13 protein-coding genes are annotated in these 22,686 nt (G+C 53.3%); 1 reads left to right on the plus strand and 12 read right to left on the minus strand.

The genetic code is table 11. The annotated features are described in order from the left end of the window. Window positions 1–144: 144 nt before the first annotated feature. The gene (locus HMPREF3143_RS16260; RefSeq protein ID WP_070533660.1) at window positions 145–1,233 is read left to right on the plus strand and encodes an AAA family ATPase; all 1,089 of its coding nucleotides are present in this window, start codon (window positions 145–147) and stop codon (window positions 1,231–1,233) included. A 38-nt stretch (window positions 1,234–1,271) separates the two neighbouring features. Here the strand turns inward: HMPREF3143_RS16260 and HMPREF3143_RS16265 are convergent, their stop codons facing one another. From HMPREF3143_RS16265 to HMPREF3143_RS26120, 12 genes are all read right to left on the minus strand, one after another. After that, window positions 1,272–1,727: a hypothetical protein gene (locus HMPREF3143_RS16265; protein WP_045414818.1), complete on the minus strand. Its 456-nt coding sequence runs from the start codon at window positions 1,725–1,727 to the stop codon at window positions 1,272–1,274. 320 nt (window positions 1,728–2,047) lie between these two features. Beyond that, on the minus strand, window positions 2,048–2,416 hold the full coding sequence (locus tag HMPREF3143_RS16270) for a CDI toxin immunity protein (protein ID WP_070533662.1): 369 nt from the start codon (window positions 2,414–2,416) through the stop codon (window positions 2,048–2,050). A 346-nt stretch (window positions 2,417–2,762) separates the two neighbouring features. Further along, window positions 2,763–2,996, minus strand: coding sequence for a hypothetical protein (locus tag HMPREF3143_RS16275; RefSeq protein WP_070533664.1), 234 nt, complete (start codon window positions 2,994–2,996; stop codon window positions 2,763–2,765). Then, window positions 2,993–3,280 (minus strand): hypothetical protein, encoded by a 288-nt coding sequence (locus HMPREF3143_RS25765; protein WP_127341631.1) that lies wholly within the window; start codon window positions 3,278–3,280, stop codon window positions 2,993–2,995. The genes HMPREF3143_RS16275 and HMPREF3143_RS25765 overlap by 4 nt, the downstream gene beginning before the upstream one ends. Window positions 3,281–3,331: 51 nt before the next feature. After that, window positions 3,332–3,676 (minus strand): hypothetical protein, encoded by a 345-nt coding sequence (locus tag HMPREF3143_RS16280; RefSeq protein WP_059359042.1) that lies wholly within the window; start codon window positions 3,674–3,676, stop codon window positions 3,332–3,334. 198 nt (window positions 3,677–3,874) lie between these two features. After that, the gene (locus HMPREF3143_RS16285; RefSeq protein WP_227156939.1) at window positions 3,875–4,255 is read right to left on the minus strand and encodes a DUF6911 family protein; all 381 of its coding nucleotides are present in this window, start codon (window positions 4,253–4,255) and stop codon (window positions 3,875–3,877) included. Further along, on the minus strand, window positions 4,245–5,150 hold the full coding sequence (locus HMPREF3143_RS25035; RefSeq protein ID WP_175441124.1) for a cytidine deaminase-like fold-containing protein: 906 nt from the start codon (window positions 5,148–5,150) through the stop codon (window positions 4,245–4,247). Before HMPREF3143_RS25035 ends, HMPREF3143_RS16285 begins: the two co-directional genes overlap by 11 nt. Window positions 5,151–5,429: 279 nt before the next feature. After that, window positions 5,430–5,630, minus strand: a complete 201-nt coding sequence (locus HMPREF3143_RS16295) for a hypothetical protein (protein WP_070533666.1) — start codon at window positions 5,628–5,630, stop codon at window positions 5,430–5,432. A gap of 196 nt (window positions 5,631–5,826) precedes the next feature. Beyond that, complete coding sequence (gene cdiI / locus HMPREF3143_RS25040; protein ID WP_084832191.1) at window positions 5,827–6,189, minus strand: ribonuclease toxin immunity protein CdiI; 363 nt, start codon at window positions 6,187–6,189, stop codon at window positions 5,827–5,829. Between the two features lie 125 nt (window positions 6,190–6,314). Then, window positions 6,315–7,214 carry a CdiA family toxin C-terminal domain-containing protein gene (locus HMPREF3143_RS16300; RefSeq protein ID WP_070533669.1) on the minus strand — a complete coding sequence of 300 codons (900 nt, stop codon included), beginning with the start codon at window positions 7,212–7,214 and terminating at the stop codon, window positions 6,315–6,317. A gap of 304 nt (window positions 7,215–7,518) precedes the next feature. Next, the gene (locus tag HMPREF3143_RS16305; protein WP_045337177.1) at window positions 7,519–7,806 is read right to left on the minus strand and encodes a hypothetical protein; all 288 of its coding nucleotides are present in this window, start codon (window positions 7,804–7,806) and stop codon (window positions 7,519–7,521) included. Beyond that, on the minus strand, window positions 7,781–22,669 hold the full coding sequence (locus HMPREF3143_RS26120) for a hemagglutinin repeat-containing protein (protein WP_217628556.1): 14,889 nt from the start codon (window positions 22,667–22,669) through the stop codon (window positions 7,781–7,783). Before HMPREF3143_RS26120 ends, HMPREF3143_RS16305 begins: the two co-directional genes overlap by 26 nt. Window positions 22,670–22,686: the final 17 nt, after the last annotated feature.

Raw genomic sequence — 22,686 nt, forward strand, 5'->3', positions numbered from 1 at the left:
GAAAAAAATGCGAAGGCCCCATTGACCCACAGAGGCCCAAAGCAGTACCCCGTTTAGACGACATCCTCACTGTCGTCTCTTTTTTGCATTTCATCTCAAAGGCTGTGATTATATACAGGCTTATTCTGCTAAAGGGGCCTGCTTGTGATCAACACCCTGCACATTCAAAACTACCGATCCATCCGCGAGATGTCGCTGGAGCTGGAGCAGCTCAACATCGTCTTCGGGCCGAACGGCACCGGAAAATCCAATATCTACAAGGCGATACACCTGATGCACAGCGCCGCCCAGGGGCAGTTTTCCCAGGCGCTGGCGAACGAGGGCGGCATTCTGAAGGTGTTCTGGGCAGGCAAAACCCGCAGCGACCAGCTGCGGCGGATGAACCTCGCGGTGGAAACAGAGACCTACGAATACGAGCTGCAGGTCGGGTTTGTGGAGAAGCTGCCCTACCCGTCGCAGTTTCAGCTCGATCCGGTGATCAAAGAAGAATCTCTCTGGCTGAGCGGCCAGCACCGTCGACCTTCGTCACAGCTGATGAAGCGCAGGAACCAGGCGGTGTTTCTGAACAACGTGCATCACGAGAAGGTGACCCACAGCGGCACGCTGTACGAGAACGAATCGGTATTCGGACAGCTCGGCGAACCGCACCTTTACCCGGAAGTGTCGCAGATGCGCGAGTCCCTGCGTAACTGGCGCTTTTATCATGAGTTTTCTGTATCAATCGGCTCGGCGATGCGCGCCCCGCAGGTCGGTTTCCGCTCCCCGGTGCTGGCGAGCGACGGCGCCAACCTGGCGGCCGCGTTTCAGACCATCGTCGAGATTGGTGACGAGCTGCTGCTGATGCGCATCCTCGATCAGGCCTTCCCCGGCTGCGTGTTTTACAGCGACAACACTGGCGGACGTTTTCGCATGATGATGCAGCGCGAGGGGCTGAGCAGACCGCTGGAACCAGCAGAGTTCTCCGACGGCACACTGCGCTTTCTGTGCCTTGCGGTAGCGCTGCTCAGCCCGCGCCCACCGGCGTTTATCGCGTTGAACGAACCGGAAAACAGCCTGCACCCGCAGATGTTGCCCGCCCTGGCGAGCTTAATCGCCGAGGCCAGCCGCTACTCGCAGATCTGGCTCACCAGCCACTCGCCGGAGCTGGCGACGTTGATTGAGAAGCAGCGATCGTTTTCGCTGTATCAGCTGTCGATGACGGAAGGGGAGACGCGGGTGGAGAGGCTGGGGTAGTCTCAATGGGCACGGAGGCTGTTTTTTCGCATCTCGCTTCAGTGAAGCATGCCAATAAAGAACCCCAGATACCCGGCCCTGCTTAACCATATAAAGCGGCTGGTAAGGCCGGAGCGCCGGATATTAATCAACTCTCTCATGGAGGCCAGGCCATCATTTTTGATAACGACATTTTTTGCACAATAGCGGCAATGCATAATCAGAAATAAAATTCCGGCGATCGCAAAAGCAATATAACTTTCGCGACTTCCCCAAAAATGGGGGCTTAATTTTAAATAGGTTAACCCCCAGATACTGACTAGAAAGACGATAAATGAAGATGCTGCGATGTTCATGTCTCGCTTACTACCCAGACCAAAAAAAAGCGCATCAAAGAAAAACATCGTGGTAAGAGGTGACTGAACGCTTCTTCCCGTCATTTTACTAAAACGGACAAACACGACAGTTCCGATGAAAAATGCGAACAGCGCAATTCCTAACAGCAGATAAATCATTTGATTAGTCCTTTTTGAAGGGCCAGGATATGAGGTCGGGACTGTTAGAGCCGTTAGGTTTAGAGAGAAATGACTCAGCAAATGATGTAAAAACTTTCTTCAATACTGCTTAGTGCGATATTTTATACTAACCAAAATCAATTAAGCGATTGTTTTTGCTCAGAAGCCGATAAGTAAAAAAAGAAGAAAGGAAAAAAGTATTTTTTTCATTTCAGTTTTCCCCTGGCAAAATCTTCGCCTGCTTTTCCTGCTCTCTCAGATAGATAGCCACCTACTGTAACACCTGCTATTACTGGTAATTGGTTTACGGTACCACACCGCTATCTAGTCCCGAGCCGAAGTGCATCGGTTGGAAATAGTGGTTGCAAAATCATACTTTCATTAAAAATGAACATTTTTGGTGACAATGCCGCGACATCATAAATATTTTCAAGCACTAATCTCAAATTTGTTCTGAATATAGGTATATTTGCATCATCTGCAATGACATAAACATTTTCTTTTTTTAGCCAGGATTGACAGAGTAACTCATCACTTGTTTCAAAGTCTCTAAAGCTTATTTCAGACCAAGATATGTTTCCGCTAACAAAGGGATACCCTTCCAGAATAGTAGTTACTCGCTCTTCTTCTTTATCAATGATAGTGAAATCAGCACTAAGAGCTTCTTTACACTCTTCGAATAAACTCATGAGATCTACCTGTTCATTTATTTAAGCCTTAATGGTTTTTCCATTACCTCAAATAGTATTACTTGCTTAACACCATTTCCTGCCCCTTTGTATAATCTCTATCATTCATATGGATACCTTTTACAGGATCATAATCGACTCGCCGCGCAGAGCCCACCGAAAATATTCCAATTATATTTCTCGGACAGAGTTCTTCAGAAGATTCGCGCTAACATTAATATGTAATTTTAGCCGATTATAAGCACTGGATATCGCGACTATCCCTCGCCAGATTCAAGACAGACTGCCATTTCTTTATCGAAAGTTTTTTCCTCATTTCAGCTTAAAAACTTACTCTCAGCAACAACTAATATTTTTTAAACGAAATATACCAGCAACCTACACCAACAATAACCCCACCCAACGATGCGCCCTTAATAATCCTCACTAACTCAAAAAGACTTATCTCAAAAGGGATATTACGAATGAAATAGAGATAGGCCTTTGCAAAAAAATAAGTTAGCAAAGCAATAATATCCATTGTTAAGATCAGCGTTAGCAAAATCAAAATAAAAGATATTAGCCATCTTTTTTCGTTCATTTTGCTGCTCCTTTCTTGTTATTAGCAGGAGTAGATGGGTCTACCACCACATTAAATACTTCACCTGCAACGCCGCCGCCTGCAGCTCCAACAATCCCAGGCACTGGACTCAATCGATAAGGCTGAGATATACCATATCCAATATCCTCCCACTGTAAAGATTTCCACATGAGGTTAACAACCTCACCCAATATCGGTTCTATTAATTTATTACCTACTCCATATCCAATTGCTCCACCCAAACCACCGATAGTTCCGTAAAGGAATGGATTTTTTCCATCCAAGTAGCTTACGATGGCGCTGCTATCAGCATTGATAAGAACTGTTGATTCAAATCAAGTATAACGGGTTAAAGCACCGCTCCAGTAGGCAGCAATAACGTTTTTAGGATCAACGGAACCATTCATCACATAATCAACACCACCCACAGCTCCGGCGCTGATTACACCAGAAATCACTATTGCTTCAGGAAGAATGCCTCCGTACAACACTGTTCCCATAGCCGCCATCGCCATCTGGCAGGATACCGGTGTGCCTCCGCTGCCGGCTTCTTTAATCGCGGCCTGCTGCTCTGCCTGCCATTTTTCTGTCGTTCCCGATTTTACAGCATTTGCAGCTGCCAGAACGCTGGCAAGGTTGTTATTCTCAACAACAACTCTTTCCGGTGCGAACTCAGCCACCGAAACAACTTTTCCCTTTATTTTCAGTTATTTACAACTGCTTTTCCCTGTTGTATTTTATGCCCAGGATTTTTGCGCTGTTAAGCGTTTTTGGGGCCACAGACGCTACCGCCCTGCCGTGACACAAGGTCTATCGCGCCACCATCATATAAGCAAACTACAGCATCACTGCGGACGCCGAAATCTTGGATTTATATTTCAATTAAGAAGTTCCTTTGATACATTGCCAGTATCGAAGAACTCCCTAAAGATCCTGACAACAAGATCATAATTTTTTGTAAGCTGACTTGCTGGCCAGTAATCTCCGAAAATTAACACTTTTTCATCTGGTTGTGTTAAATCAGTAATTGACATAACCTCATCATCTTCGTTCAAAAACGTAACCAGATAGAAACCTTTTTCCATTCTTACTTGTACTTCTGAGATTAAATAACCTTCGCAGTCTAATCTGTCGACGGTTACACAACCACTAAATAAACGAACTTTGGCTAATAAGTTAACAATATCTTCCCAGCAATCAGGCTTCTTCGTACCACCTTTTTGTGATATCGACCATGAAACAAGCAACCTATTCATCATTAGCTCCTTTTACGCGGAAGCCCTTTGTTCCTGACTGCCAATATAAGGTCCTACCAGTAGTTTCTTCAAATAATGTTAACGACTTAAGCCCTGATCTTTCAGCCATAATTTTTATATCGCTAAGACAGCATGAGCAAACTTTCTCCCCACTTACCGACATAAGCATATCTTTGCCGTTAGTCATTCCTTTTTCATAAGCTTGCTGAATTACACCTACCTCTGCATGAGCTGTTCCCATATTCCCATTGGGAAGGTTTTTATCCGGCCGCTTGTCTATCTTGGCCTGCACAACATCATTGATAAGCGTCGGTTTATTGAAATCAGCTAACTGTGAAGGTCTTATACCTTGGTTGGTGTCAGAAAACTTCACTCCGTCCACATTTCCCCTGGCTACGACTTTTAGATTGGCATCAACAACTTTACTTAGTTGTTTTGCCGCAGCAGAACCCAAAATTGGTGTTACCGAAGCCGCAATGATCTCCAGACCCTGCTTCGTTTCGGTGTAGCTTTCTGCGGTCTGACGATCAACCCCTTTGGTGACCATGAAATAATTAATCATGGCATCTTTCACCTGCTGCTGATTCTGTGCATCAACACTAGTGATATCAAGGAGATTGACTATCTGCCCATACGCATCAGCGTACTGTTGGCTATATTTCGAGTTATAAGGGCCATCTTCATACCCCTCTTTTGAGGCAATGGCTTTTAGTCTTGCACCAGCACACGCTGAGCTTCCCGCGTTACCATTACCGCAGGCATCAATAACGTCTTTATCGCTGGCAATATCTTTTTCAATCAATGCATCATATTTCGGCTGCGCCTTTTCGCACTCTGCCGGATCTTTCCTGTTTTTAAGCGTCTGTTTTGCTATCTCAAGCTCAGTTTTCTCAGGCACGCTAAGATAGTTATTCTCAACAATAACATTTTGGGGATTCGTATCAGATTCACTGTCTAAAAAATGACGACTCTATATTTTAGCACTGCGTTAAAAATACAACTTCATACTCACGCTAACTTATTAAAAGAAAAGAATAATCAGGCAAGATACAATCTTGCGACGGGTATGGGGATTTTGAGGTGAGAAGCAGGCTATCGTAAAATAGCCTCCCGGGATGAGTTCAGATATTTCCAAACAGTATTGCGAAAAAAAAACGCCGCAGGAGCCGGGATCTTCTCAAGCCATCATATTGTTTAAAATCTGGCCTATATCATTAAGTAAGGCACAGACATCTTCTTTAGAAGCCCCAATCCTGGTTTCAAATTCAGGAACAGAGATACCATTACAGATTTCATTTAAAGCTGAATTCAGGATCAATAATTCATTTTCATCAATGGTTAATTGAGCTTGTTTCCCAGCAAGAGATATTACATCCATTCATCACCTCAAATTATCGAAGTACTCCCTACCGTTTACAGGCCTAAAAGCGGTTCCACCATCTGATGCTTTAGGATTGCGTGACCTGGCCGTTTTGGAGTACCGTCACGGACGGCGGTACTCCAAAAACACATCTTGTCTGGAAGTGAAAAATGCAGGGCAAAAAAATCCCGCGGACAGTTGGCAGGATTTGTACTCACACAGGTAGCCGAGCAAGTAAGCTATTTACCTTTTCCGTATCTTCCGGGTGAAGCCGCAAATACTTTTCACTTGCAAGTCGTACGTAGTGATAGCAGATTTCTTCACTAACGATAGTAGTATCTGCTTCAGAGGGAGGATAACCAACAGCAAATTCAACACCTTCAAAATGTTCACTTTCGTCATAACTTTCCATATCAGGAAAGAAGCAGTAAACCCCATCTCTTATAAATGAATGCTTTTTAATAATACTTTCAATAGACATCAAGAAAACACCATCATTATACATGAGGTCGAAGTAAGTTTTTATAACCACGTAAGGGTCTGATTTTATATAAGGTAAATCAAATAAAAATTTCATTCATTTAATCCTATTTGGGATGAAAGTTTGTGACTCGACCTGTATTTTTTTTCGAGATAAACTCTAAAATTCAACCCGCCAGCTGTAGCATCATATGCTGACTGACCATTGCGCATTGCATCTCTTTACCCTTTCATTGCAGCCTCTTGCCCAAGATCTAACATTACTTTGCCAGTATATATTTTCGGATCATAGATAGTTTTCTTTACTGGACTTGGTTTATATTCTCCAGTTAAATTCCCCGCGCGATCTTTGGTAGGAGCTAAGTATTCAACTTCAGAAATATCTTTAACTTTTGTAGGTTTCTCACTTACGATTTTTACGCCATATTTTTTAACGGTATCATAAAACGCATCAGCATTATGCCCACCTGAGATCCCACTCTTTTGCGTAAACCCATCAACCGTTGCCAGATGTTTTGGTTGATCAATTCTGATATTCATCCCATCAGGATAAGTGATTGTCGTCATGCCCTTCTCTGTACTGGTTTTATATGGCAGCGAATTTCCGCCATACTGACCGCCAGGATACTCTACATCTTTAATATCCTTACCCGGTTTTACTGAATACTCGCCATCGCCTGCAGTCCATGTGATCGACGGATTTTCAGGAATAACTTTGTCTACTTTGGAAGTGACTTTTGCAACAATCTTCTCTGTCAGAGCCGTACCTGTTTTTGCAACACCAACACCACCGGCGACAGCAGTAATGAGATCGGACATGAGTTTACACGCCTCAAGACCTGCATTGTACGCACCTCCCGCACCTGCCCTCTGATACTCTGATTCCATCAGATTGATACGATCAATATAACTTTGTTTAACGGCATCCGACATCGTACTGGACATGTCGTCGCTCGTGATTAATTGCTTAATCGCATCATAAGTGGCGGCAGGATTTGTGACGGCTTTCGATAAACTCTCGACGGAATCACTAATCCCCTGAGGAACACCAACCAGCATACCAGCCCCGTAGGCGGCCTCCTGCCCGATATCAATAGCATCCCATTTAGCACCGACTTTCAACTGACATGAGGTGTTACCTTTACAGGCATCAAACTCTTTATCCCGCTCAGAACGTTGTTGGTTGCTAAGATAGTTATTCTCAACAACTCGTTCCGGTGCACATTGCTGCGATACACATGATTTTTCATTTTATTTCAGTGACTTACAATTTGTTTCGCCTGCTGTACTTCCGGCACAAGAACGTTTTGTCCTGATGTGTATTTTGCTAGTTGACCAAAATATTTCCTAGCAAGCGATCACAGGATAATCCCCACGACTGGTTGTAATAACATACCCGGCGATGTGGCCGAGATCTTACTGCTATTCAGGGAACTAATTGGATCGGGAAGGTTACTTTCCTGCCTTCAATGTAATCCCATATTATTTTATGCAACTTATTAAAAATTGAAGATTCATAAGGCATAAACTTCATTAAGAACGAGTGCAACTCGTCAGAACTGACCACCTTTATCTCCCCAACTTTTTTCACTTCTGCTGAGAAAATTTCTTTATTATCAATGCAGTTAAAATACAAAATGACTTTCCTATCCTCTTCCGAATATAAAATATCATTTATATATAATGAATTACTGGTTGAAGACGGCGTTTCCATTCCAGGTTCCTTTAAACTCTTTATCTGTCATTTTATAACTGGTTCCTTTCCACGGATCATAGATAGATACATTTCCTTTACTATCTGTACCCTTAACAACAACCCAATGCCCAATTTTGCTACCCTGATCCCACATCATTGCACTCCATGAACCTGTTTTGTTCAAAGCATCATAGGCTTCAAAACCAACAAATCCTCCACTCCAGCTACTTCCACTATTTTTAGCCAAATCTCTAGCTAACTGTTCAGGGCTTTTCAGTCCAGTACCTATTTGAGTTTGATCAACAAAGATATTCCTATCTTTCAGCATCATTTCACCGCAAGCACCGCCACAACCCGTTGGCGTTGATTGTTTCACCACATTTGGATCGACTATTTCATCCAGCACATTCCAGTTTCCACCGGCTCCGCCCTTGGGTGCAACGGGCTTAACAATAACTTTTGCCGTCGAGCTTCCTGAAGGAAGAAGCTTCGCCGGTATCAAAGCGCCAGATAATACCCCTGCAACATTCTCCAGCGCTTTCTGGTCACCATTCCAGGCTTTCACAACAGTCGTCTTGATGCCTTCCCACGCATCACCATTCATGATGCTATCCAGTACTTTCGCTGCTGCTGCATCTTTCTTCGCAATATCACTCTGCGCCTGGCTACAGTAGCTATCCCCTGTCGCACAGGCGGTTAACGCTGCTACCATATCAAACGCTGTATCGCCGCCCAGCACGGCTAAGTCGCCGGTTTCAGCAGCAACATTGACCAGACCATTCGCAATCTGGGAAACGGTGTTCTTACCCAGCTTGTCCCTGATCTGGTCCTTCCACCATTCCTTGCTCTCTTTAAGCGACTCCCGGCCTTTATCCCCGGCCATCGAGTTATTCTCAGCCGTCGTCTTGCCCGCCTGAGCCGCCGCTACCGCGTTCGCACTGCTGTCTCCGACAAGCCCGCCAGCCAGGCCAGAAGCCAGTGTCGCCAGCGCAGATACCGTCTGTTTTTCTTCCTCGCTCAGTTCGCTGACCTGTTTGCCAAAACCGTCAACCGCAATCTTACCGGCCAGCTTGTCTACCGCAATTTTGCCAACAAGCTCACCCACCGCTGCACCGGCTGCGGCCGACGCCGCATCTCTGCCGGAAGCGGCTGCAAGTGCGGCGTTGACAACCGCATGGGCCAGCACGCGTCCCTTAAGATCCTTCTCCGGGATGGCATTCGCGATGGCATTGGCGATATACGGCGCGGCACCGCCCGCAATCGCAGCTTTAATATCGCCACCTGCCAGCGCCTGAATGGCCGCCGTTGCTGCCGTGATGGCGCGCTGGGTGCTCTGCCCCGTTCCCATGCCAGACTGGTTAAACGCTTCGTTATAGAAGGTCTGGTACATCTGGTCATGAATCGCCTGATCGGTAACCTCTTTACCGTCTTTTTTCAGCTGGCTGATGGCGGCGTTACGCGCATCGCTCCCAGCGGTTTTCATCTTCTCGTTGGCCGCTTCCGTGGCCGCAATCTTGCCGTTGGTGCGCGCAATATCCGCAACCTGATTGCCGATCTCGCCAATCATTTGCGCGGTTTGCAGGCGTTTCTGCTCTTTCTCTTTGTTAAAGATCGGGTCGATGCTGCCGTTGGCATGGTCAGTGTCACGGCTGAGCGTGCTGACGTCCTGCTTCTGGTTAGCCTGGTCGCGAACAATGATAGCACCGTCGGCTACCGCTGATTGCGTGGTCCCTTCAGCATGGCCGCTACCGCCCATTCCTGCCAGCATTGTGCTGGCCATGTTGCTAACCAGATTACCCGCAACCCCGGCGCCGCTGCTGAAGCCGACACCCTGATGTTCAACCTTATACTCCGCCTTATTGTTGATGTCCGTAAAGCCCAGCGTACCGGTCTCAAGGCGGTTTTTGTCTGCATCAGCACGGCTGGCAATCACCGCACCGTCCAGCTGCGTATGGTTGCCAACGTTAATATCAAAGCCGCCTTTGCCAGCGAAGATCCCGGTCTGCTCCTGGACCGAGTCGTAGTTGCTCTTCATCTTGTCGCGGCTGATGCTAAAGCTGCCGCTACCGCTGCCCGCTCCCCAGGTGTAGCTTGCACCCGCATTCATACTCTGCTGTTTGCTGTTGTATTTGTCGCTATCCTGCAGGCTGCTGATGGTCAGGTCGCGCCCGACATCCGCCGTGACCTTATCGCCGTTGACCTGCGCGCCTTTAAGTACCGTATCGCGGCCGCTGGTCAGGTTGACGTTCTGTCCGGCATCCAGCGTCGTTTCGTTCCAGGAGGTTCCATTGCCTTTTTCGCTGCCTCTGGCGGCGTTTACGCTGGCAGAGACGGTGATGCCCGCGCCATTCGGACCGGCGGTAATACCGATCCCGATTGAGCCACCCTTGCTGGAGTTACTGCCCGTCAGTTTGTTGGTGTCGGCTGCACTCGTCAGGTTGATATCCTGAGCCGCATTGAGCGTCAGATCCTTGCCAGCCTTCAGCTGGCTGCCCGCCACGGTAATATCACCGCTTTTGGCAGCGTTGCCCTGACCTGTCGCCGTGATGGCGAGGTTACCCCCGGCATTCAGCGTGCTGCCGGTCGTTTTGTCCTGCTCCGAGTGTGAGGTGGATTTAGAGGACTGTCCGCCAATGGAGGCCATCACGCCGAACGCGCCATTGTTGGTGGGATCGCTGCCGTTAGCCGCTTCAGCGAGACGGTTGGCCTGCACGGCCTGAACACCCGACAGTGCCGCTTTGGTCGCCTGCAGTGCGGCGAGACGGCCATCGCTCTGGTCTTTCACCGCCATTGCCGTGCTGGCCGCAGTGTTCACCGCGTCACCCACTGCGCCGGAGAGGGCAATCGTCAGGCCACTGCTTTTCTGCTTGAAGGTTTGATCGCTGGTGAGCCTGTCGTGACCCGGCTCGATCGTCACGCTGTCGCCGGTGAGCGCCATATTTTTGCCAGCCACCAGATCCGCGCCGCCGACATGCAGCTGATTACCGGCGGCAATATCAACGCTCCCCCCCGTCGAGCCCACCGTACTGAAGCTCTGGCTCTGGGTGGTGCCCTTCTCACGGAGATCCTGGGTACTTTTGCTGCTGCCGATGGTGAAACCAATCCCGCCCGAGCCCATCAGGCCGGATTTTTTCTCTTCCTTAAAGCGCCAGGAGGTATCGCTGTTCGTGGCCGCCACGATATCGACGTTGTTGCCCGCCTTAAGCTTCACGTCGCCATCGCCCGCCACGGCGGAACCGTTCACCAGCAGGTTATTACCCGCCACCACCTGCACGTTATCGCCGCTCAGCAATGAGCCGGATTCACGCGTCGCGCTGTTCTCCTCGATGGTGTGGGTGGTTTTCTTGCTCAGGAACCCTTTTTTGGTTTTGGTCTGCTCTTTGTAGTGGTAATCGCTGTCGGTAGCGGTGGCGAGATTTATGTCCCGCCCTGCGCCCACGCCAATATCCCCGTGTGCTGTGACCTGCGCCGCCTGGGTATTAACATCACGGTTCGCAATGATTGTGGTGCTGCTGCCGCTGGCGATCTCCGTTCCCTGCTGGCGCACAGACTGGTTGATCTCGACCTTTTTCTTCGCGCTGTATTTGTCGCTGGTTGTGGTCTCTGCCGCCAGCAGATCGATATCCCGTCCGGCCTGCAGCCCCACGCGATCCTGTGCGGCAAGCGCCGCGGCGTTACTGCGCAGATCGCGGCCTGCGGCCAGCGTCAGATCGTCGCCAGCGCTAATGACCGTACGCGTATTATCCGTCTTCAGGGAATCCGTTTTCGCGGTCTGGCTGTGACGGCTATTCTGCGCCACATCCAGCACCAGATCGTTCCCCGCCCAAAGCGCAGCGCTGCCTCCGGCCGTCAGATTACTGCCCGTAACGTTCAGATCGTAACCTGCCTGCAGGCCAAGGTTGCCTCCGCTGGTGACCGTACTGCCCTGGTTGGTGACGGTCTCATTGAGATTGCGGCCATAACGGTCGCGCGTCACCAGTTGATTCCCTGTAACAGAGATATCATCCAGCGCTTTTAGCAACATATCGCCGCCAGCACTGAGGTTAGCGCCGGTATTGATGATATCTTTCCCGGCGCTCAGGGTCAGGCTGTCCGTCGCTTTGATGGAAGCAAGCGCGCCCAGGTCGGTTTGCGTCAGCGAGACGGCCTGGCTGTTCCATCCGTTCGTGGTACCCGAGATATTCCATTGGTTGGTCAGCGTCTGGTTAACAATACTGCCCCCCACGCTCTCAAGGCTAACCGTCTGCCCGCTGATGGTTGACCCCACGTTATTGATATTGCCCAGGGCGCTAAGCTGCAGGCTTCCGCTGGAACCGATCAGGCCACCATTGATGTTGTTGATTGTGCTCTGGCTGCTGGCAGCCAGCAGGCTTTTACCCTGCAGCGTACTGCCGTCATTCGTGATGCTGCCAGCATTAAGGATCACCTGATTTCCGGCGATAATGCTCCCTTTGTTAAACGCCACGTCCTTCGCCGACAGGTACAGCCTTGGCACGAGGACATTTTGTCCCTCAATCACCGTGTTTTCCCACCACAGGATACTGGAATCCAGCGAGGCAACCTGCTCTTCCGACAGGCTGACGCCGAGCTGTAACCCCAGCTTGTCACGGGCCTGAGCGGCGCGATCGATCAGATACTGCATCTGCTCAAGGTCGGAGCCCACGCCGTTAACGTAGCGGCTACCGGTCTCGTTCAGGATCTGATTGCTGACGTAGCGGGTGTCGAAGGCCGCATCGCCCAGGAAACGGTAATCATATTCCGGACGCAGATTCAGACGCGCCAGGAAATAATCCGACCCCAGGAACTGCGTGGTATCGGTATAGGTTGTACGGGTTTCCTGCGGCGCCGAAGGCGGCGTTGTCCCGGCCAGCTTGTACAAATCATTAAACAGGCTGCTATCCAGTTGCCCTAAACCCGCCAGTTTCGGGTTGGTAACAATGAGATACGGGCTTTTCGGATCGCGGTTTGCCACAAAATAGCCGTTATTGTTGGCCGGTAGCGGATAGTCGCTCAGCTTAATCGGCGAACCATTGCTGGTCAGCGCTGGGGCAACCGACGAGATATCGGTAAGCGAAACAGGACGGTAGTTATAACCCGGTGGCGGAGGCGTTTTCCCGCCGCTGGAAAGCGAAATGATCTGAGCCGTTACCGCAGCGATTTCACCGATCTTATCGCGGGAAGCCAGCGCGGACGTTCCGCTTGTTCCCGACTGCTTCTGCCCCGCCAGCGCTACGGTATCGCTGGCAATAGTCGTATGCTTGCCACCCGCGCTGCCGGGAACCACCAGGGCTGCACCGGTCCCGGTCAAATCAACCGGCGTACCGTTCGCACCGTTCTGGGAGGTTAAGCCTGCAGCCTGCAGGTGAACGTCAGCCAGCTTGCCGCCTGCCTGGCCAAAATCGCCGATGCTCTGGGGACGGTTATCAATCGATGCCAGACCGTTATTACCGGCATTGCGGCTGGTGAGCACTTCCGCATTACCTATGCCACTCCCACCGCCGGGCAGGTTAATGGTCGCCTGCGGTGCGGCAACGCTTTGGCTGCTTGCCGCGCCGAGTCCGGTGGCCTTAGCGCCAGACGCAACGGTCGGGCCGCCAGACAGGTTCAGCCCGGGGGCACTGAGGCCAGGCTTATAGCCCGGGGCGTTCGCCGTGGTGGAGGTATTGCTGATATTGTTGCTGAAGCTGGCGACTACCGCGCCGCCGGCCTGGATAACGGCGCGATAAACGTCTCCGCTGGCCCCTTCAGTGGTCACACTGTCAAGAACATAGCTAATCGACTTCGATACCAGCTTGTCATAGCTTCGCGTGGTCTCATCAGGTCTGCGGGCATATTTATCGCCTACCCCATAGCGATAAACGTTATAAACCGTCGACGTGCCGTTTAGCCATGACTGGTTATTTAAGGTACTTGCTGAAAGCTGAATATTTCTGTTCGCCAGAATCGACGACGCCATATTTTCAACGTTATCAGACCGGGCGATGATGTCTCGGCCGGACGCAATGCGGGACTGCTGCCCCTTCGCGCTCACGGATACCGAAACGGTTTTAACGGCAACTTTTTGAACATCCGCGTCTTCATAAGGCGCATAGTTGCCAAGCATTTCGCTCCAGTCGTCACCGTGGCCGTGATAACTCTGTCCTTCCGTCACATAAATACCGTACTTGCCGGTACCGGAAGAGGAAATCCAGTCCACAGGAATATCCGCCGTTCCACCCTTAACCCAGGACGGTGCGATATTCGTTTCGCTCTGGGCTGCATTGAGCCCATCCCGCTCGTTTACTAAATGCCCGGTCAGGATTGAAATGTCGCCACGCTGGGTTTCAATACTGCCTGAAGTATTCACGACCTCCGCGCTAGCGTTACCTGCGCTGTCGCGCTGCATCCACAGGCTGTTGCCGGCCAGAATATCGCCGCGCGCGTTACGGATGCTGTTCGCCAGCAGGCTCATATTATTGCCCGCGTACAGCAGAGCGCTATTCAGCAGCGTGCTTCCGGCGCTGGCGATCAGATCGCCTGCAGTTCCGACAAACCCTGCGTTATTAATACCGTTCAGGCTGCTCAGGCGCAGCGTACCGCCCGCCTCGACGCTGCCTGTACCATTCAGGTTTAGCTGCCCTGCGCTAAGCTGGCTTTCGCCATAGCCCGCCCGCAGCTGGCCGTTATTATTCAGCGTACCCGCAGCGGAAAGCTGTATCCCCTTGCCCTGCATCAGGCCATTGGTCGTGATATCGCCCTGGCTGGTGACGGACAGCGTATTCCCCGCGGCCAGCGTAGTCAGCTGATTATAGGAAGCCTTGCTCGCGAGGGTGAGGTCCCCCAGCGCCACAACCTGCCCCTGAAGGCCGGTATTAGTGGCGTTAATCGCCAGGTTACCCTGGCTAAGCATCCGGGCAGCAGCAGCGTTATTGACCTGCGAGGCGGCAATCCCAAGATTCTGGGTGGCGTATACCGAACCGTTATTATCGAGCTGGCCCGGATTAACCGTCAGGTTCGCGCCCTGCAACATGCCGTTGTTTACAATATAATTACCACCGAGCGTTCCCTGCTGCTGTGCCAGCACCGTACCGCTGTTTTTCAGCGAACCGGCGTTGAGCCACAGCGCAAAGCCCTGCACCCAGCCGCTGTTGGTCAGCCCCGGCGTATTCAGCGTTAGCGTTGCACCACTGAGTAACTGCCCCTGATTACTGCCGCGATCGCGCAGGTCAAGCTGCGTATTACCGTTCCCCTGTAGCGTACCGTCATTATTCAGCGTCTGTGCGCCCAGCTGGAAAGCGCCCTGGCTCAGCATCACGGCATTGCGTCCGTTATCGACGTTACCGCGCAGCGTGGCGTTGAGCGCGGTATTCGCCTCCATGCGGCCCTGGTTATTCAGGCTACCGGCATTCAGCGTCAGGGTGCTCCCCTGGATATGACCGAGGTTGGTCAGGATATTGGCGCCCATGCTGAGCAGGCCGTTGCTTAACAGCTTCGCACCCGCCTGCTGGTCAAGATCGCCGCTGAGCGTGACGCCAAGGCCATCGGCACCGCTGATGCTGCCGCTGTTACTGAGCGAACCGCCCGACAGCGACATCTTCTTCGCCAGCATTTGCCCCTGATTCTTCAGCGTTGGCGCCCCGAGCGTGGCCGTCCCGTTCGCCACCATTGAGCCCGTATTGACCAGGGAGGAGGTCAGCGCGAGATCCGTATTTCCCGCGCTTTGCAGCGTGCCGTTGTTCTGTAACTGCCGGGCGTTAACCTTCAGGTACTGCGACTGCCACAGACCATCATTCGTGATGCTCTGCCCACCCGCCAGCAGCGTTCCCTGCGTTTTCATTGATGCACCGGCCCGGTTGGTCAGCCCCTGAAGAGGTTGAAGCGTCAGGGCGTTCAGACCAATCACGGAACCGGCGTTATCGACCGTACCACTATTTACCGTCAGGGTACTGCCCTGAAGGCTGCCCCCGTTTGACAGGCTGCCGCCGTCCAGTATCAGGTCACCGTCAACCAGCAGAGAGCCCTGGTTATTCAGCGCCCCCGCAGCAACGCGCGTACTCCCCTGGCCAAGCAGGCGACCCGTGTTGGTCAACTGGTTATCAACCTGAGCGGTCAGTCCGTCGGTACCGAGTACGCTGCCGCTGTTGTTCCAGCCACTCGCGTTCACGCCGAGCCGTTGCCCCTGCATTATCCCGCCATTCGCGAGCTGACCGGCCTTAAGCGTCAGCTGTCCGCCGGAAAGCAGTTTCCCGCCGGTCAGGTTGTTCAGCGTCGGGGCGGTAATCGACAGCCCGCCGTCGCCCTGAAGCACGCCGCGGTTATTCAGAATATTGACCGCCAGCGTGGCATTACTCGCCGCCAGCTGACCTGCGTTATCCAGCCTTGCGGCCGTCAGGTTCAGCCCCTGCTGAGCGAGCAGCCGTCCACTTTGTTGGTTCGTCAGCTGGTTGCCGATATTCAGGCCCAGATCGCGCGCCTGCACGATGCCCTGGTTGTCGAGATTATCGAGATTAAGCGTGAGCCCCTGCTGCGAAAGCAGCAGCCCCTGGTTGGTCAGCTGCGGCAGGGAAAGCGTCAGCGCCCCGCCGGTGATAATTTGCCCGCCGGTCTTATTGTTAAGTACCAGAGTTGATGGCGTCAGGGAGTTCAGCGCCAGCGCGCTGTTACCCTGCAGCAAGCCGACGTTGGTCAGCAGATTGGTGATGATATTCACCGAATCTCCCGCTAACGTGCCCTGGTTGTTAAGGCTGGCGGCGCTCAGGGTCAGATCTTTTTGTGCCACCAGGCGTGCATTGCCGCGGTTCACGACGTCGCCGGTGAAGCTTAGCCCCACACGGCTCCCTTGTAGCGTTCCCTGGTTATCCAGGGTGGCTCCAGAAAGGACCAGCGCCTCTTTTACAGACATCAGCCCCAGGTTGACCATCTGCGGGATGGAGAGATTCAGCGAGCTGCCGCTAACAATTTGCCCGTTCGTCAGATTGTTGAGCCGCGGCGTGTGCAGCGCCAGCGCGCTGTCTCCCTGCAGGATGCCGTTGTTGTCGATCTGGCCGCTGGTAAGCTCGACACTCATTGCGGCAAGCACACCGTTATTCGTCAGGCTGGCGCTCTGGCTGCTAAGTTGACGGGTCGCCAGCAGCTTGCCCCCGCTCTGGTTATTCAGCTGTTGCGCGACGTTAAGATTTAACGCTCCGGCAGACAATGTGCCCAGGTTGTCAAAGCTGCCGGTCGTCAGCGTCATATCCTGACTCGCCTGAACGAGCCCGCCGTTGGTAAACTGCGGCAGATCGAGATTAAGCGAGCCGCCGGACAGAATTTGTCCACCGGTAAGGTTATCCAGGGCCCGGGTATCGAACGTCAACGCAGCGCTACCCTGCAATAAACCGCTGTTGCTGATGCTGTCCGATTGCAGGTTAAGCGTACCCGCCGCCAACTGCCCGCGGTTATCTACAGCGCCTGCGCGAATATCAAACCCGGCCTCGCTGAGTAACGTTCCGCTGTTTGTTAGCGTGCTGCTGACGTTCAGGCTCGCGCCTTGCTGGCCAAGCAGCGTCCCCTCGTTATTCCAGCTTCCGGCCTTAACGTTCAGCGTCCGGCCCTGTAGCGTACCGGCGTTATCGCCCTTATCCCCGGCAATCGTCAAATCGCCGCCGCTTAACAGCTGTCCGACGATCAGGTTATTAATCACTTTGGCAGCAGGCGTCTGCGCGGCGTCAACACTTCTCAGGCCCGAGGTCTGTGCCGCTTGACCCTGGATCGCCAGCCCACTGTTACCCTGCACCAGGCCGCTATTGTTCAGGATCCCGAGAGCTAGGTGCGCATTATCTGCCGCCAGCGTGCCGCTGTTGGTTAACGTATTGCCGTCAAAAGCCAGCGCCTGGGTGGCAAGCACTTTGCCCGTGTCCCGGTTGGTCAGCGCGTTTTTTACCGCGAGGGTCAGCGTGTCGGCCTGAATCACACCGCTGTTAGTCAGCATTGCGCTCGTGAGATTTAGCGCCTGTTTGGCCAGAAGCGTACCAACGTTGCTGAACGCGTCTGCAACGAGATTCAAAGCACCATTGCTTTGCAGCGTCCCGGTATTGTTCAGCTCTCCGGTGCTCACGCTAACCGTATTTGCTGCCAGAATACCGCTATTATCGAGCTGACTGGCGTCAAGCTGCAGCTTGCCCTGGCTCAGCATTTGCCCGCTGATGGTCGCGGTATTATCCACATTCAGCGTCAGATCGCCTTTACCTGTCAGCGAACCCGCATTAGTGAAATCCACGCCGTGCAGGAGAGCGTTCTGCCCCTGCATCAGGCCAGTGTTGTTCAGCTGCTGGCCGGTAATATCGAGCAGCCCACCACTTAATATCTTGCCTGCTTGATCGTTATCGAGGCCGGTAACGGCAAGTTTAAGACCAATATCCCCCTGCAGCAGGCCGCTATTTTGCCCGCGTCCGGACGAAATAATGACGTTGTTGCCGATAAGCTGCCCGTCGTTACGCCAGCTTCCGGCGTTAAGCGTCAGCAGGTCGTCTGCAAACAGATGCCCCTCAGGCTGGTTGTTTACCTGACCGGACAAATTCAGCTGCACATTCAGTGCTTCCAGACCACCGCGGTTATCAAGAGAAGTCCCGTCCAGGCGCAGGTTTTTCCCCGTCGACATCAGCCCGTCATTGATCAGCGCAGGTACCGTCAGCGCAATATCATCGCCTGCTACCAGCGAACCGCTCTTTTGATTGGACAATGAGGCGGCGGAGAAGCTGAGCTTGCCGTCGGCCTGAATTAATCCGCTGTTATTTGCCTGCCCCACTGCGCTGTCGATGTTAACGGTTGCAGCAGCAATTACCCCTGTATTAGAAAGCGCCCCGCTTTTCAGGCTGAGGGAATTCTGGCTGATAAGACGCCCGTCGTTGTTGAAAGCCCCGGCGAACAGAATATTCAGCGCCTCGCGGCCCAGCATTTGTCCGCGGTTAACGCCGCCAGACTGTCCACCCGCGAGCGTCAGGCTTTTCCCCTGAACCCGGCCAGCGTTATCCAGACGGTCAACATTAAGTCCCACATCACCATCGCTCAGCAATTGGCCGCTGGCGATGTTGTTCAACTGGCTGCTCTGCAGGCCGAGGGACTGGTTTCCCTGAATCAGCCCGCTATTTGTTAAGCTGCTAACCGCAAGACGCGCGTTGCTGCTGATAAGCTTCCCGGCGTTATCACCGCGGGCGGCGTCAATCGAGAGGGTATCGTCTGCCAGCAGTACGCCACTGGCCTGGTTATTCAGCGTCTGTACCGACGTTAACGCCAGATTGCCTGCTTCAATATTGCCGCCATTCGTTAGCGTCAGCGCGTCGATAGCCAGCCCCTGACTGACCGAAATCAGCCCGGCGTTGACCAGCCGATCAACATGTAAACTACCTCCGCTGCCGCTCATTTCTGCGCCTGCAGTATTATTCAATTCCCCGGCGGTGAGCGACAGACCGTTGATAGCAAGCACCTGGCCGCTGTTATCCAGCCGCCCCGCACCGATCTGAACCGTGTCCCCCTGCAGACGTCCGGCGTTCCCTCCCTGCACGGTATTCAGGGTGAGCGCACCGCCGCTCAGGAGTTGACCACCTGAAAGGTTATCCAGCGTATGGCTGCTGACGGAAAGCCCCTGATTTCCCTGCAATAACCCCGCATTTGACAGAGTATTGGCGATTATCGTGCCTGAGCGGCTAATCAGCTGCCCCCGGTTGGTGAACTCAGGTGTCGACAGGTGAAGCGAATCATCTGCCAGCAGCACACCTTTCGCCTGGTTATTCAGCTGCTGGCGCAGCGTCAGCTGTAAATCCTTCGCCTCGATGTTCCCAGCGTTGTCCAGCGTCGCGGCCTCGATAGCCAGCCCCTGGGTGACCGAAATCAAACCGGCGTTAATCAGGTCGGGAATGGCAAGTCTTAGCCCGCTGCCGCTGATAATGCTGCCCTGCTTCTGGTTATGGAGTGAGGAGGCGGTAAAACCAAACAGCTGGTCACCCTGTAGCAAACCGCTATTGGTCATCTGCCGGGTGTTGATGTTCAGCTCGGGCGCCGCGATCTGCCCCTGGTTATCCAACTGCTCGCTCGTAAGGCCCAGTTTGCCTTTGCTGAGCAAATTACCGCTATTGGTGAGGCTTTCGGTTCCGCTCAGGCTAAGCGCAGATAATCCCAGCATCTGGCCATTGTTATCCGCCTTTCTGGTATTCAGTCCAATAGTCTCGCCCTGCACCTTACCGGCGTTGCTGAACCCTAGGGTCTCATTGAACGTCAGCGTACCGCCGCTGACGACTTCGCCTTCGGAGGCATTGTTAAACTGCTCACCGTCAGCGACAAGTGCCGCGCTCCCCTGCAGCAAACCCTTATTGACGAGCGTCTTCGCGTTCAGCGTCGCGCTTTCCGACATCAGACGTCCGTCGTTACTGAGCTGCGGCGTCGCGAGCTTCAGGCTGCGCTGGGCCAGGAGGATCCCCTCAGCCAGGTTATTCAGCTTTTCGCGCAGCTTTAGCTGCAGATCCTGAGCTTCAATCCGCCCGTTGTTATCCAGCGTTAACGCATCAATGGCAGCGCCTTGCTGAGCGGAGATCGCGCCAGCATTAACCAGCTGCTGTACGGTAACGGCCAGGCCGCTGCCTGCCTGAACAGTGCCGGAAAGCCCGTTTGCCAGCGCGCCGACATTCAGATCCAGCGCCCCGCCGCTTTGCAACCAGCCGTCGTTAGTCAGGCTGTTGCCGCTAATGCGCAGATTGTCTGCCGTGACGCCGCCGAAATTAGCAAACTTCCCGGCGTTCACGCGGCCAGTCTGCTGGCTGACAAGCCGCCCGTCGGCGAGGTTAGTAAACGTATCGCGGACATTGACCGACAGATCGTCCAGCCCCGAAGCCTGACCCCCGTTGCTCCACTCCCCGGCGTCAATCGTCAGCGTTTTGCCCTGAACGCTGCCCGCGTTATCAAACGCCGGGGTCGTAAGCGCCAGCGACGCTTCCGCCAGCAGTACGCCGCCTTGCTGATTACTTAATTTCTGACCCGCTTTCAGCGCCATCGACTGGGCTTCAAGATTGCCGCTGTTCGTCAGCATCAGGCTTTCAATGGTTAGCCCCTGCTTCACCGAAATCAGCCCGGCATTCACCAGTTGTGGGATATTCAGCGTCAGCCCGCTGCCGCTGATGATTTTTCCCCCGCTCTGGTTAGCCAGCCTTGTGGAAGCGAGCTGCAACGTTTGCCCGCCCTGCAGCAGGCCGCTATTGTCGAGGGTATTCGCGTTCAGGTTCAGAGCGGATGAGGCCACTCTCCCGGCGTTATTGAACACTGGAGCGGTCAGGTCGAGTGTATTTTCGGCGAGCACGCTTCCGGAGGCCGTGTTGGTAAAGGCGTTATTTAGCGTCAGCGCCAGCGCGCTGGCAGCCAGCTGGCCGTCGTTGGTGAAGGTATTTCCCGTCAGCGTGAGCCCGTTACGGGCCGTCATTTTGCCGCTCGCGTGGTTATCCGTATGCCCGGTAATGGCAAGCGTTAAGGCATCGCTATCGAGCGAACCACTGTTGGTCAACTGGCTGGTATTAAGCTGCAGCGTTTTCTGCGCCAGCAGCGCCCCTCCGGCCTGCTGAACAATGGTTTCGGCGCTCAACGCCATGGCATTATCCGCCTGCAGGGTGCCGCTGGTGTCAATCTGGTTAGCCTGCAGAGAAACGTTGCTGCCGCGGCTCGTACCGCGATGCGTTAAGCTGCCGGCAGCGAGCGTCAGGTTGCCTTTTGCAGCCTGGACACCGTCCAGCCCGGCGGCGTTATGCGCCTGCAACAGCATATCGCCCTGCGACTGAAGCTGTCCGCTCGCCAGCGTCGTAAGTCGGTCGCCGCTGAAGGACAGATCGCCCTGGGCCAGAACCTCCCCGGCGATCTGCGCATCACCCGCATTGAGCTGCAGGCTGCCCCCGCTGGTCAGCGTGCTCCCCTGAAGAGCGCTGAATTGACGGCTGGTGAGCGCGAGATTCTGTTTCCCACTGACCAGCCCGTTGTTTATGACGCTGTCAGACTGCAGCCCGAGCCTGCCGGTGGATAACAATTGCCCGTTTTGCCCGATATTCAGCGCGCCAGTACCGCTAACGCTCAGATCGCTATCGCTGCTGAGCATGCCGTCAATCCAGGCATCCCCCGTTGAGATCTCCAGCACGCCGCCGGCCAGCAGTTGACCAGTATGGTTAAGCGTGCCCAGATCGAGCCGGGTATTTTTCTGCGCCTGTACCGCACCGCTATTGGTAAAACCTCCCGCCTTCACGTTTAGATCGCCGTTCGCGGTCATTTTCCCGCTGTTAGCGAGCTGGCCTGCGGAAAGAGAGATACCGCTGCCTGCCACCATCTTACCCGCATGGTTTGCAGCCCCTGCGACGTTAGCCTGAATGGTGCCAGCCGCATTAACCTCACTGGTGGTATCTGCGGTAAGCGAACCAGAGTTCAGGCTGATGTTTTTACCCGCCGTTAACGTACCGTTAGCGACGCTCAGCTTTCCATTACCGGCAAGCGTAATATCCCCGTCGCTAAGCAGTTTGCCGTTCGTTACCGCCACGTCTGAACGGCTGTTGATCAGCATTGCTCCCGTACTTTTATGTTCGCCGCTGAGGACAACGCTATCCGCCTTCGCCGTCAGGCTACCGCTTGCAAGGCTGTTATTCACCATCAGCTTACCGTTGGTATCCAGCGTAATATCGCCCTGTCGGGCGTTAAGATCCCCGAGGTTAACCCCGACGCCTTTTTCGCTGGAAACAAGACGGATACGGTTGGCGTACATCCCGCCGAGCGCGCCGGTATCCACGGCTACCACAGGTGCGGCCCCCTCGCCGGTAATCGGCGTGACGCTGCCGTCGGCGGCAACCCGGTTGGCGCCCACGGTCGCGGTCAAATCTTTCGCGTGAATCGCGGCGTTCACTTCCGTTGCGCGCGCAA

Source organism: Enterobacter sp. HMSC16D10 (assembly GCF_001807145.1).
In the GTDB taxonomy this organism is placed as follows: domain Bacteria; phylum Pseudomonadota; class Gammaproteobacteria; order Enterobacterales; family Enterobacteriaceae; genus Enterobacter; species Enterobacter roggenkampii.